Annotated in this window: 9 protein-coding genes, 1 tRNA gene and 2 pseudogenes; 9 read left to right on the top strand and 3 right to left on the bottom strand. The window is 67.3% G+C overall.

The window, feature by feature from the left end:
* Positions 1 to 128: 128 nt before the first annotated feature.
* Positions 129 to 211, bottom strand: a tRNA-Leu gene (locus tag FOE78_RS02455).
* A gap of 445 nt (positions 212 to 656) precedes the next feature.
* Between FOE78_RS02455 and FOE78_RS02450 the strand changes: the two genes are divergently transcribed.
* The 8 genes and pseudogenes from FOE78_RS02450 (at position 657) to FOE78_RS02415 (ending at position 10,643) form a co-directional block, all read left to right on the top strand.
* Positions 657 to 1,403: an FhaA domain-containing protein gene (locus tag FOE78_RS02450; protein ID WP_143984910.1), complete on the top strand. Its 747-nt coding sequence runs from the start codon at positions 657 to 659 to the stop codon at positions 1,401 to 1,403.
* Positions 1,404 to 1,409: 6 nt separating this feature from the next.
* Entirely contained in the window at positions 1,410 to 1,877 is a 468-nt protein-coding gene (locus FOE78_RS02445; RefSeq protein ID WP_143984909.1) for an FHA domain-containing protein FhaB/FipA, read from the top strand.
* Between the two features lie 4 nt (positions 1,878 to 1,881).
* On the top strand, positions 1,882 to 3,579 hold the full coding sequence (locus FOE78_RS02440) for a PP2C family protein-serine/threonine phosphatase (RefSeq protein WP_143984908.1): 1,698 nt from the start codon (positions 1,882 to 1,884) through the stop codon (positions 3,577 to 3,579).
* A gap of 1 nt (position 3,580) precedes the next feature.
* Positions 3,581 to 4,900: pseudogene (locus FOE78_RS02435) on the top strand (FtsW/RodA/SpoVE family cell cycle protein); the annotation flags it as partial.
* A 242-nt stretch (positions 4,901 to 5,142) separates the two neighbouring features.
* Positions 5,143 to 6,588, top strand: a complete 1,446-nt coding sequence (locus FOE78_RS02430) for a peptidoglycan D,D-transpeptidase FtsI family protein (protein ID WP_143984906.1) — start codon at positions 5,143 to 5,145, stop codon at positions 6,586 to 6,588.
* A 49-nt stretch (positions 6,589 to 6,637) separates the two neighbouring features.
* Positions 6,638 to 8,491, top strand: a complete 1,854-nt coding sequence (gene pknB, locus FOE78_RS02425) for a Stk1 family PASTA domain-containing Ser/Thr kinase (RefSeq protein ID WP_143984905.1) — start codon at positions 6,638 to 6,640, stop codon at positions 8,489 to 8,491.
* A gap of 644 nt (positions 8,492 to 9,135) precedes the next feature.
* The gene (locus FOE78_RS02420) at positions 9,136 to 9,663 is read left to right on the top strand and encodes an alpha-ketoglutarate-dependent dioxygenase AlkB (protein WP_228266012.1); all 528 of its coding nucleotides are present in this window, start codon (positions 9,136 to 9,138) and stop codon (positions 9,661 to 9,663) included.
* A gap of 119 nt (positions 9,664 to 9,782) precedes the next feature.
* Positions 9,783 to 10,643, top strand: coding sequence for a sugar phosphate isomerase/epimerase family protein (locus FOE78_RS02415; RefSeq protein WP_143984904.1), 861 nt, complete (start codon positions 9,783 to 9,785; stop codon positions 10,641 to 10,643).
* Between the two features lie 152 nt (positions 10,644 to 10,795).
* Here FOE78_RS02415 and FOE78_RS02410 read toward each other — a convergent pair whose 3' ends face one another.
* Positions 10,796 to 11,467, bottom strand: a complete 672-nt coding sequence (locus FOE78_RS02410) for an aminodeoxychorismate/anthranilate synthase component II (RefSeq protein WP_228266011.1) — start codon at positions 11,465 to 11,467, stop codon at positions 10,796 to 10,798.
* A 72-nt stretch (positions 11,468 to 11,539) separates the two neighbouring features.
* Positions 11,540 to 12,340, bottom strand: coding sequence for a DUF881 domain-containing protein (locus tag FOE78_RS02405; RefSeq protein ID WP_228266010.1), 801 nt, complete (start codon positions 12,338 to 12,340; stop codon positions 11,540 to 11,542).
* Between the two features lie 162 nt (positions 12,341 to 12,502).
* Between FOE78_RS02405 and FOE78_RS23980 the strand changes: the two are divergent.
* Positions 12,503 to 12,757 (top strand): annotated as a pseudogene (locus FOE78_RS23980) (hypothetical protein); the annotation flags it as partial.
* Positions 12,758 to 12,764: the final 7 nt, after the last annotated feature.

The following is a 12,764-nucleotide window of genomic DNA, read 5'->3' as shown; positions in this document are numbered from 1 at the left end:
CGAAATTTCGGGTGCGGCGGCAGGTTCTGCGCGCGGCTGTGGTGCCGTCCGGAGATTTCGGGTGCGGCTGGCAAGAGGCCCGAACCCTTGTACGGGGTTCGGGCCTGTTGGTCAGTGATGCTGAGTTGTGCGCGAGGAGGGATTTGAACCCTCACACCCTTTCGGGCACTGGCACCTGAAGCCAGCGCGTCTGCCGTTCCGCCACTCGCGCCTGCGCCGCGTGGAACTCCACGCGAACCGCCGCAGAAGGTTAACACGCCATGCCGGTCGGTGTCGCATCGAGCTGCCGCCCCGCCCAGAACCTGCCGAACTTCCAGCACGAGCGGGACTTTCGCGCCATCCCAGCCGGACTGTGCAGCCGCTGCCACGCCGCTCCGAACCCTACGGCGAAGTCACCGACCGTGGTCCGACGCGCCGACACCGCTGGGCCGATGCGGCGACACAGGGACATCTCATAGATTCAGGACCCGTCCGTCGGCACGGTTACGATCAACGTTGGCGCCGGGCGGGTTGTGATCACAAGTACTCCCGGTGCGGATAGATTCCCGAGTCGACCGCGGACCGAATCAGCCGCCCGAGGACGGCGGGGGCGGGGCGCGCACGAGACCAGAACAGCGAGTACCAGGCACCAGGACAGGGAGCAGGAAGGGAGGGGCATGGGAGTCTTCGACCGGTTCGAACGGCGCATCGAGGGCGCGGTGAACGGCGTCTTCGCCCGCGCCTTCAAGGGCGACGTGCAACCCGTGGAGATCGCCGCCCGTCTGCAACGCGAGCTCGACGCCGAGGCCAAGCTCATGTCCCGCGACCGGCGGCTGGTGCCCAACGAGTTCGTGGTCCGGCTGTCCCGGCACGACTACGACCGGCTGGCCCCGTACGGCAAGACCCTGATGAACGAGTTGCTGCCCGAACTGAAGCAGCACGCCGCCGACATGGGCTACATCTTCAACGGACCGATCATGATCCACCTGGAGCTGGACGAATCGCTGCCGACCGGCCGCTTCACGGTGAATTCCTCGGCGGTCGGCGAGCCGGCCGGCCAGGACCGGCCCGCGGTCGCGCAACCCGCGCCGGTATCCACCCTGACTCGCTCCCGGATGGTGCTGGAGGTCAACGGCATGCGGCATCCGCTGCAGCCGCCGGGGCTGGTGATCGGTCGCGGCACCGAGGCGGACCTGCGGATCAACGATCCGGGCGTCTCCCGTCGGCATGCCCAGCTGCGGGTGTTCGACCGCGGCGGCCGGCTGGACATGGACATCATCGACCTCGGTTCGACCAACGGCGTGGTGGTTGACGGGCGCCGGGTGCAGCAGGCGCCCGTCGGCGAGGGTTCTCGGATCGAGCTCGGCAACACCCGCATGCTCGTGCACACCCCGGTCGAGCCGCACGCTCCGATCGAGGGCTGAACGACCATGTCCGAAATCACCCTCACCGTGGTCAAGGTGCTCTTCCTGGCCCTGCTCTGGCTGTTCATCCTGTTCGTCGCATCGGTGATCCGCAACGATCTGTTCGGCCGAGCCGTGCCGACCGGGCCCGGTCAGCAGCTGCAGAATCCGGAACGGCCCCGCAAGTCCCGCAAGAGCAAGGGTCAGCCGCGGGTGATGTCGATCACCAACGGGCCCAACGCCGGCATCCAGGCCGAACTGGCCGGTGGGATGATCATGATCGGCCGCGGGGCGGACTGCCAGTTGATCTTGGACGACGACTACGTCTCGACCCGGCACGCGCGGGTGGTGGCCGGCGAGAACGGCATCTACATCGAGGATCTCGGCTCAACGAACGGCAGCTACGTCAACGGCATGCGGATCACCGCGCCCACCACGATCACGCTTCAGGACACCGTACGGATCGGCAAGACCGTCCTGAAGTTGGAGACGTAGGCGGATGACGGAGCGCAGCTCAGGGGCCCAGCCCCTGGCGTGGGAGTATCTCGCGCACTCCGAGATCGGCCTGGTCCGCAAGAACAATCAGGACTCCGGCCTGGTCTCGGCTCGGTTGTTGATGGTCGCCGACGGGATGGGCGGCGCCGCCGCCGGTGATCTTGCGTCGGCGGTTGCGGTCGAGTGTGTCGCCGCCTCCGAGCGAGAGGCTCTCGCCGAGGCCGACTCCGCAGCTGCCGGCGCTCAGTCCGAGCAGGCGACCGATCCAGCCGTCGAAGCCGGCGACGGACCGGACCGGCTGGGCCGGCTGTCGGCGGCGATCTCGGCCGCCAACACCCGGATCGCCGATCTGGTGGCCACCGACTACGCCCTGGAGGGCATGGGCACCACGGTCACCGCTGCGGTGCTCGACGGCAGCAGTGTCGGCGTCGCGCACATCGGCGACAGCCGCGGATATCTCTTCCACCACGGCGAATTGAGCCGGTTGACCCATGATCACTCCTGGGTCCAGTCACTGATCGACGACGGCAAGATCAACGAGGAGGAGGCTGCCACCCATCCGCATCGTTCGCTGCTGCTGAAGGTGCTGAACGGGCAGCCGGCCAACGAACCCGACCTCAGTACGGTGCCGGTGCAGCCCGGCGATCGGCTGCTGCTGTGCAGCGACGGACTGTGCGGATTCGTCGAGGACGACCTGATCGCCGAAGCGTTGGCCGGCACCAGCCGGGATGAGGCGATGGACCGGCTGGTCGCGGCCGCGCACCGAGCCGGCGGCCTGGACAACATCACGATCATCATCGCCGACGTGATCGAGGCCCTCGGCGATGATGCGGAAGCCACCGCGATCCACCCGCGGATCGAACTTGATCAGTCCGATGTTGATCAGTCCGATTCTGATCAGGCCGATGTTGATCAGTCAGGGGGCACCACCCATCGGGTCGCCGGACCGATCGACGCGTTGCAGATCATCGGCGCGGCCGCCGAACGCGACATCCCTGCCTACGAAAGCGAAATCCGCGAACGGGTAGCCCAGCGTTCGGTCGACGCCGGCGACGACGGTGATGATGACGACGATTACGACGACGACGAGGGCTACGACGGCGACGACGAGGACCGCTACGACCCGCAGCCGCCGAGCAAGCGCCGCTGGCGTCGTCCGCTGATTCTCACCCTGGCAGTGATCTTGATCATCGCCGCCGCAGCCGCGGCAGGGTTGGGCTGGATCCGAACCCAGTACTACGTCGGCGCGATCACCAGCAACGTGGCGATCTATCAAGGCCTGAACGAATCCGTGCTCGGCGTCCAGCTGTCGCGGGTGTACGAGGTGCAGGACCTTCCCCTGGACGATCTGCCGCCGTACTACCAGGACATGGTCCGCCAGACCATCGACACCGGCACGCTGGACTCGGCCCGGGCGACCGTGCAGCAACTGCAGGACACCGCGGATCGCTGCGCCGCGAGTCAGACCACGCCGGGCAGCTCGACCAGTCCGAGCACGAAGTCCAGTCCGACCTCGTCGAAATCCCCGTCCGGCAAGGAAACGTCGAGCAAACCGAAACCCGGCGGGAAGACGTCCTCCCCGAGCGAGTCGGCGACCACCAAGACGTCGTCGGCGCCGAAGACCAGCTCGGCTCCCGCGTCGCCGAGCAGCACATCGAGTTCGACCACACAGGGGCAGTTGCCCGGCGGGGACAAGTGTTGAGATGAGCACCGCAGCCGCCGGCACGGTGACCGTGCTTCCCCGCAAACGCCGCAACGTCGAGATGTTGCTGGTGATCTTCGCCAGTGCTCTGGGCCTGGCCGCTTACGTGCAGGTGGACATCAACGTGCTCGGCAAGTTGCCGGACAACCTGACCACCGTCGCGGTGATCGGATTCCTGCTGCCCCTGCTGGCGCACGCCGCGATCCGTTGGCGACTGCCGTATGCGGATCCGGTGATCCTGCCCTGCGCCGTACTGTTGAACGGGCTCGGGCTGGCGATGATCCACCGGATCGATTTGATCAACGATCCGCCGACCAACGGTGCCTCGTCCCAGCTGATCTGGACCGCGCTCGGCATCGCCTTGTTGATCACCGCCGCGGTGGTGCTGCGGGACCATCGGCCACTGCAGGGATTCCCGTACACGTTGGGATTGATCGGCCTGGTGCTGTTGCTGCTGCCGCTGGTTCCGGGGCTCGGCCGGGGCAACATCGGCGGCGCCCAGATCTGGATCCAGATCGGTCCGTTCAGCTTCCAGCCGGCCGAGGTCGCCAAGGTGTTGCTGGCGGTCGCGTTCGCCTCCTATCTGGTGGAGAAGCGGGATGTGCTGGCGTTGGCGGGCTGGCGGGTGCTCGGCATCGATCTGCCCCGAGCTCGTGATCTTGGTCCGATCCTGCTGGTCTGGGTAGCCACCCTGCTGGTGCTGGTGTTCCAGAACGATCTCGGCACCTCGTTGCTGTTCTTCGGCATGTTCGTGATGATGTTGTACGTGTCCACCCAGCGGCCCGGCTGGGCGGTGATCGGCACCGTACTGTTCGCGATCGGTGCCGTCGGCGGCTACCTGCTGCGGGCTCACGTACGGGTTCGGGTGTCGGCCTGGCTGCATCCGTTCAGCGATCCGGATCAGTCCTGGCAGCTGATCCAGGCCCAGTTCGGGCTGGCCTGGGGCGGCCTGCTGGGACGAGGCCTGGGCGAGGGCCGGCCGGGCCTGACCCCGTTGGCCCGCAGCGATTTCATCGCCACCTCGATCGGCGAGGAGCTCGGCATGGCCGGGTTGTTCGCCGTGATCCTGATCTACGGTTTGATCATCGCCCGCGGCCTGCGGACCGCGCTGGCCTGCCGGGAGCCGTTCGGCAAACTGCTCGCGGCCGGTCTGTCGTTCTCCTTTGCCCTGCAGGTGTTCCTGATCATCGGCGGTGTCACCAGGCTGTTGCCGCTGACCGGCCTGACCACCCCGTTCATGTCCCAGGGCGGCTCGTCGCTGATCGCCAACTGGACGGTGATGGGACTGCTGCTGGTGATCAGTCACCAGGTCCGCAAACCGGTCGCCACCACCGAGGTGATCGGTGAGGGTCAGTTGATCGTCGAGCGACCGGGTGAGCACTACGGAGTTGATCATCAGCAGCGGGTTGATCATCAGCAGCGGACGCCGAACGAACCCGCGCAGCTCAGCCCGGACGACACCGAGGTGACCCAACACTTCGACACCGCCGACGACACCGCGACCGACCTGCGGCAGGGCGACACCGCGCCGGGCGGCGTCCGGCCGGGTGAGAGGAGGCAGCCGTGAACCGACCGATCCGCCGGGTCACCGTGTTGATCATGGTGCTGTTCGGACTGCTGTTCGCCAATGGCACGTACCTGATGGTCTTCCAGCAGTCGTCACTGAACGCCAACCCGCTGAACCGGCGCGCCCGGGACGAGGACTTCGCCCAGAATCGCGGTTCGATCCTGGCCGGCGACACCCCGATCGCCTACAGCAAGCCGTCCGACGATCGGTTCAAGTACCAGCGGATCTACCCGCACGGCAAGTTGTACGCCCCGATCACCGGCTTCTTCTCCTACGACCACGCCAACACCGCGCTGGAGGACTCGTACAACACTCAGCTGGCGGGCACCGACGACAGCCTGTTCGTCCGCCGGATCATCGACATGGTCACCAACCAGGCGCCGCAGGGTGCCAGTGTGCAGACCACCATCGACCCGGACGTGCAGAAGGCCGCAGCGGACGCGCTGGGCAAGCAGAAGGGTGCTGCGGTCGCGATCAATCCGAAGACCGGCGCCGTACTGGCGATGGTGACCAGTCCGAGCTTCGATCCGAACAAGATCGCCTCCCACGACATCAGCGCCGCCGACAAGGCGTACACGAAGTTGATCAACGATCCATCCGGGCCGATGCGCAATCGGGTCGCGCGGGAGATCTATCCGCCCGGGTCGACGTTCAAGCTGGTGACCGCGGCGGCCGCGCTGGAGCAGGGTGCCAAGCCCGACACCATGGTCGCCTCACCCGATCGGCTGCTGCTGCCGGGCACGACCACCTATCTCTACAACGAAAACAAGTCCTCCTGCGGTGGGGCCAAGATCACCCTGACCCGTGCGCTGGACGTCTCCTGCAACACCGCCTTCGCCCAGCTCGGACTCGACCTGGGCGAGGACAAGCTGCGCGAGCAGGCGGTCAAGTTCGGCTTCGACGCCCGGCACCTGGACGAGGTCGGCGGCGTAGCCAGCGTCTTCCCCGACACCCTGAATCAGTCCGAGCTGGCGCAGTCGGCGATCGGTCAGTACGAGGTCGCCGCAACCCCGTTGCAGATGGCGATGGTGTCGGCCGCGATCGCCAACCAGGGCAAGGTGATGGAGCCGTACCTGGTCTCCTCGGTCCGCTCGCCCGACCTGCAGGTGCTGTCCACGACCAAGCCCAAGGAGATCTCCGAGGCGATGAGCCCGCAGAATGCCAAGGAGCTGTCCGACATGATGGTCGACGTGGTGCAGAACGGCACCGGCACCGCGGCACAGATCCCCCAGATGTTGGTCGCGGGTAAGACCGGCACGGCGCAGTCGGCGCCGGACCGCAAACCGTACGCCTGGTTCACCGCGTTCGCCCCGGCGGACGACCCGCAGGTCGCGGTGGCGGTGATGGTGGAGGACGCAGACATCCCCCGCCAGGACATCGCCGGTGGTGCCCTGGCGGCGCCGATCGCCAAGGCGATGATCGAGGCGGCGGTGAAGAAATGATCCGGGTACGCGTCATGCAACGATGTGCCCGGCGAAAGGAAGTCGGTAGATGACACAGCCCGAGACACCGGCGCACCGAGTCGTGGGTGGCCGATACGAGCTGGGGGAACTCCTCGGTCGTGGCGGCATGGCGGAGGTACGCCGTGCCGTCGACAACCGTCTCGGCCGCCCGGTGGCGGTCAAGGAACTCCGCACCGACCTGGCCACCGACCCGACCTTCCAGGCACGGTTCCGGCGGGAGGCACAATCGGCCGCCGGCCTGAATCATCCCAACATCGTCGCCGTCTACGACACCGGCGAGGAGACCGATTCCGCCACCGGCGTGCAGATCCCGTACATCGTGATGGAGCTGGTCGAGGGTCCGACGCTGCGCGACATCCTGCGTGAGGGCCGCAAGATCCTGCCCGAACGCGCGCTGGAACTGACCGTCGGCGTGCTGGATGCGCTGACCTACAGCCATCGCGCCGGGATCGTGCACCGCGACATCAAGCCGGCCAACGTGATGCTGACCCAATCCGGCAACGTCAAGGTGATGGACTTCGGCATCGCTCGCGCGGTCGCCGACACCTCGGCCACCATGACCCAGACCGCCGCGGTGATCGGCACCGCGCAGTACCTGTCGCCGGAGCAGGCTCGCGGCGAGACGGTCGACGCCCGCAGCGACCTCTACTCCGCCGGCTGTCTGATGTACGAGTTGCTGCTCGGCCGGCCGCCGTTCACCGGCGAGTCGCCGGTCAGCGTTGCCTATCAGCACGTCCGCGAGGCGCCGGTCCCACCGAGCCAGCTGGATCCCTCGATCAGCCCGGAGATCGACGCGATCGCGCTGAAGGCGCTGGCCAAGGAGCCCGACGACCGCTATCAGTCGGCCCGGGAGATGAAGTCCGACATCAACCGCGTCCTCGCCGGTGAGCAGGCCACGGTCGCGCTGGCACCGGTCGGTGCAGCGGCGGTGGCCGCAGAGGATGCGGATGCGACCCGGGTGGTGCCGGCCACACTGCCCGGCTCCGGTCCGGAGGATCTGGACGAGGAGGACGAGGAGCCGAAGAAGAAGCGCACCGGTCTGGTCGTCGGCCTGATCATCGCGATCGTGGTGGTGCTGGCCGCGCTCGGTGCCGGCGGCTGGTACTGGTGGAACAGCCAGCATCCGCAGGCCGCACCGCCGCCGCCGAAGGTGGCCGTCCCGTCGGTCAAGGGGATGGATCGCACCCGGGCCGAGTCCGAGATCGAGTCCAAGGGTCTGAAGGCCAGCATCAGCAACGTGAACGGCGCCGACGACGCGACCGTGAACACCGCAGTCGAGCAGTCCCCGGCGGCGCAGACCAAGGTGGACCCGGGTTCGACGGTGAAAGTCAAGATCAACGTCGGGCCGAAGACGGCGACCCTGCCGGACGATCTGGTCAGCATGTCGGCGAAGAAGGCGACCGCCGCACTGGAGGACGCCGGCTTCTCCGCCGACAACATCAAGAAGGTGAAGGCTACCCAGCCCGAACCGCTGGACGCGAAGAAGAACGAGGTGCTCGCGGTCGATCCGGACGAGGGCGCAACAGTGCCGGTCGACACCGAGGTCACGCTCACCGTCGCGACCGGTGAGTCCCAGGTGCCGCGGCTGACCGGCAAACTGGAGGACGTGGCCGCTCGGGACGCCGAGGACGCCGGCTTCAAGACCAAGACCAAGCTGGTCCAGGACGAGAACAACCCGGTCGGTTCGGTGGTTGCGCAGAGCATCGACGCCGGCGAACTGGCTCCGCGCGGCACCACGATCACGATCAGCGTGGTGGACGAGCGTCCGACCCCGCCACCGACCTCTTCATCGCCGACCAACACGGCCACCGCGAAGAGCACACCCTCGGATTCCGGTTCGCCGAGCCCGTCCGACACCACCAGCCCCAGTAAGGGCGGGTAGTCGATCGGGGCCCCTTTCGGGTCGCACTTGTTTGACCACACCGGTGGGTGCCCGCACAGTCGGCGCCCACCGGTGTTCGTCCCCCACCAGAGCCGGGTTCGAACGGCACCTCTGGGCCGGACAGCGTTCGTTTCCCAACCAGACCCGGAATCCGTACGCCGCCAGCAGCGCCAGCCCGGCGCTACCTCGTGCGTTTCCCACCAGAGCCGAGTTCGAACCGCATCTCTGCGCCGGACAGCGTTCGTTTCCCAATCGGAGCCGAGTTCGAACCGAGCGCTCGCGCCCGACGGCGTTCGTTCTCAACCGTGGCGGGATTTTCGCACCATCGCGGAGCGGCCGCATACCTGGACTGTGTGCCATCCCCGACCGTCCGGGGCGGAGCGGGCGTGCGCCGGTTCCGCAGTTTTTCGAACATTTGTCCGATATCGGTGCTAGCCTGCTGGCATGAGCACGTTGACGATGCACACGACGCGGCAGTCGGTCCGCCGAGGATCGGCTCAGCACGCGACGACAACGACGACCCCGGACACGGCCACCAGCTACGAGTCCGTTCTACAGGATTCACTGCTCGATCTGGTGGACGAGATCGAGCTCGGTTCGCTGTCCGGCACGGTGGAGCGGCGCACCCTGACCCGCGGGCATGGGTGGACTTGCGGCCGGGTTGGCTGCAGGGTGCGGACGCGCTGATGCGGGAGTTGCTGCACACCGTGCCTTGGCACGCCGAGCGGCGCCAGATGTACGAGCGGGTGGTCGACGTGCCGCGGATGCTGTGCTTCTACGGTGAGGACGATCCGCTGCCACATCCGGTGTTGGACCAGGCGAAACGGCAACTCAACGAGCAGTACGGTGCCGAGCTCGGCGAGCCGTTCGTCACCGCCGGGATGTGCCTGTATCGCGACGGCCGGGATTCGGTGGCATGGCACGGCGACACCATCGGCCGCGGCAAGAGCGAGGACACGATGGTGGCGATCCTGTCCATCGGCTCGGCTCGGGCGCTCTCCCTGCGACCGCGAGGCAGCTCGACCACCTGGGCGAAGTTCCCGCTCGGGCACGGAGACCTGATCGTGATGGGCGGCTCCTGCCAACGCACCTGGGAGCACGCGATCACCAAGACCGCGAAGCCGGTCGGTCCCCGGATCAGCATCCAATTTCGCCCTGCCGGCGTCCGCTGACCACAGCGCTCCCGACCACTCCGCAACCAGGATGGCAACCGGATGGCAACCGGTGGCCACCGCGACCTATGACGGCATAAGTTGCAGGGCACAGGTGAGTAGAGCAAAGGAGTTCCGCCGTGGCCAAGATCGGCGTACAGGCAATGATGCTGAAGCAGCAGGTGGCCGATCGCGGCGCCTACGACGTCTGGGCCCAGCTGTCCCGGATCGGCTTCAGCGTGGTCGAGGTGTCCCAGATCGCACTGACCCCCCAGACCCGCGATGAGATCGCGCGGGCCAACGACGAGCTCGGCATGAGCGTGGCCGCGATCTCGGCAGGGATGGGCGAGACCGGCGGTGGCGGCAACGACTCCCTGCGCGAGTCATTCGACAAGATCGTCGCCGATTGCCACGCGCTCGGATCCAGCCGGGTCCGGATCGGCATGCTGCCGACGCTTGCCCTGAAGTCCAAGGAGTCGCTGGTCTCCTTCGCCCACGACGCGGGTGAGATGGCGCGTCGGCTGGCCGACCACGGCATCATCCTGAGCTACCACAACCATCACATTGAGTTCGCCCGGATGGACGGCGAGCACATCCTGGACATCATTCGCACCGAAGCTCCGGATCTGCGTTTCGAGCTCGACGTGCACTGGATCCAACGCGGCGGGATGGACCCGGTCACCGTGCTGAAGGCGTTCGCCGGCGATGTTGATCTTGTTCACCTGAAGGACTTCCGGATCGCGCTGCCGCCGGCCGAGGCGTTCGCCGCGCTCGAGTCCGGCGATCACAAGACGTGGTCGGAGCACTGGTCCAAGATCGTTCAGTTCGCCGAGGTCGGCCAGGGCAACCTCGACTTCTCCGGCGTGATCGAGGCCGGCATCGACGGCGGGGCGGAATACCTGCTGATCGAGCAGGACGATCAGTACGGCCGCGACATCTTCGACTGCCTCGCCGAGTCCCGCGAGCACCTGATCAAGATCGGCTACGCCGACCTGCTCTGACCCTCTCCTCCGAGACGCCGGCCGCACCCCCCGAGGTCCACAGCCGCGCGCAAAACCTGCCGCCGCACGCGAAATTTCGGGTGCGGCGGCAGTTTTCGGGTGCGGGAGTACTGGTGCCCGCGCGGCTGTTGGTCTTGACCGGGACGCGCGACCTACTTAGCGGACATCAGCGGGGCGAGGCCGGCGGCGCGTTCCGGGGCGTCCTCGTCGCCGCAGATCCGCAGCCAGTTGGCCAGCAGCTGATAGCCGTGTTCGGTGAGCACCGATTCGGGGTGGAACTGGACCGCCTCGACCGGCAGCTCCCGGTGCCGTACGCCCATGATCACGCCGCTGTCGGTCTGCGCAGTCACCTCGAGCGCGGCCGGCACACTGTCGGGCTGAATCGCCAGCGAGTGATACCGGGTCGCGGTGAACGGGCTCGGCAGTCCGGCGAAGACACCGACACCTGCGTGCTGCACCAGCGAGGTCTTGCCGTGCAACAGCTCCGGCGACCGGCCGACGAAACCTCCGTACGCGACGCCGATCGCCTGCAGCCCCAGGCAGACTCCGAAGATCGGCCGCTGCCCGGCCTGTTCCTTGATCAGGTCGATGCAGACGCCGGCGTGCTCGGGCGTACCGGGCCCGGGCGAGAGCAGGATCCCGGCGTAGTCGTCGGCGTAGCCGGGTTGCCGGAAGCGTTCGTCGTCGTTGCGCCAGACGTCGACCACCGCGCCGACCTGGGCCAGGTAGTGCGCCAGGTTGAAGACGAAGGAGTCGTAGTTGTCCACGACGAGGATTCGCAGGCCCGGTCCGGTTGCGAAGCTCGGCTGATTGATGTCTGGCACGCGGTCATTCTTCCACCGACTTGTCAGAAGCTGGTTGGCCGATAACCCAACTACGTCCTGACAAGTCGGCGGTCAGCGGTGTGGGGAGGGTGAGGTGGACGGCACCTGGGCGTATTTCAGGTCCAGTGAACCGCGGTAGGCGGGGAAGCGATCATGCGCCTTGGTGTCGACCTGGTAGCCCAGCCGGAACCGGTCCACGTACTGCTGGTAGATCCGGACGAACTCGGAGTTGTCCAGGGTCCGCCGCAGCTGGGCCTGGTTGCCGATCGCGCTGATCCGGTACGGCGGTGCGTACGGGACGCCGTGCAGGACGACCGTGTTGCCGACGCACTTGATGCCGGTGGTGGAGATCACCCGCTGCCCCTGGATCGTCATCGCCTCCGCGCCGCCGGCCCAGAGCAGGTTGACGATCGACTGGATGTCCTGCTGATGGACCACCAACAGGTCCTGATCGATGCCGTTCGCGACCACATCGGCCGGCGCATCATCGAGCGTCACCGTCAGCGACGGCCCGGTGACCGGCCGCAGCCCGGCCGCCAGCGAGCGGGCGTTCAGCTCGGAATCCTGCTCGGTCCGGCTGCCGTTGGCCGCGAGCTGGTCGACCTCACTGCGCAGCGTCGCCGCCTGGTCGGCGAGATCGGCGTTGCGCCGGGATTCAGAACGAACCAGGCTGATCAGGTCGGTGTTGCGGGCCGGGCGCAGGTCGATGCCGCGGGCGTTGACGGCGCTGATGGTGATCATCAGACCGGCCGCCAGACACACCACCCCGGTCAGCACCCGGCCGGCCAGTCGGCGCCGATTGCGCAGCCGCTGCCGAACCCGCGCACGGACCAGCGCGCGCCGGACCCGCTCGCCGATCGGACGTTCAGCCACCCGCTCCACCTCGTTGCCGTCATCTGCTCCCCCGGCCGCAGAGAATGTGCCTCGCGGGTAGGGATTGACTACGCTACCCACAACCCCCTGGTCAAGTCAGCTCGTCCGGGGTGGGATCGTCCGGGTTCAGATTGCCCGGGGTGAGATCGTCGAGGAGAGACGTTGCCTGAGTCGAAAGTTCGCAAGGCCGCCGCTGACAAGCGGAAGCGGCCGGAGTCGTCGAAGTCCGACGCGACCGGCAAGGCGTCCTCCGCGACCAAGTCCGGCACCCCGACCAGCCGCGCCTCCCGCCGGATCGTGGAGCCGGAGCCGGTGAAGCGCCCCTGGCTGTTGCCGGTGACGATCGCGATCGCGGTGGTCGGCGTCGCCTGGGGTGTGCTGTATTTCGTCGACGACTCGCTGATCGGCTTCATGAAGCCGCTGG

The sequence above is a fragment of the Microlunatus elymi genome, from assembly GCF_007362775.1.
In the GTDB taxonomy this organism is placed as follows: domain Bacteria; phylum Actinomycetota; class Actinomycetes; order Propionibacteriales; family Propionibacteriaceae; genus Microlunatus; species Microlunatus elymi.
Note: the sequence above shows the minus strand (reverse complement) of the source record. Positions and strands in the feature narration are given on the sequence as shown.

Coding starts and splice junctions, on each gene's coding strand:
- FOE78_RS02450 (WP_143984910.1), top strand. CDS start 657: ATGGGAGTCTTCGACCGGTTCGAACGGCGCATCGAGGGCGCGGTGAAC.
- FOE78_RS02445 (WP_143984909.1), top strand. CDS start 1,410: ATGTCCGAAATCACCCTCACCGTGGTCAAGGTGCTCTTCCTGGCCCTG.
- FOE78_RS02440 (WP_143984908.1), top strand. CDS start 1,882: ATGACGGAGCGCAGCTCAGGGGCCCAGCCCCTGGCGTGGGAGTATCTC.
- pknB (WP_143984905.1), top strand. CDS start 6,638: ATGACACAGCCCGAGACACCGGCGCACCGAGTCGTGGGTGGCCGATAC.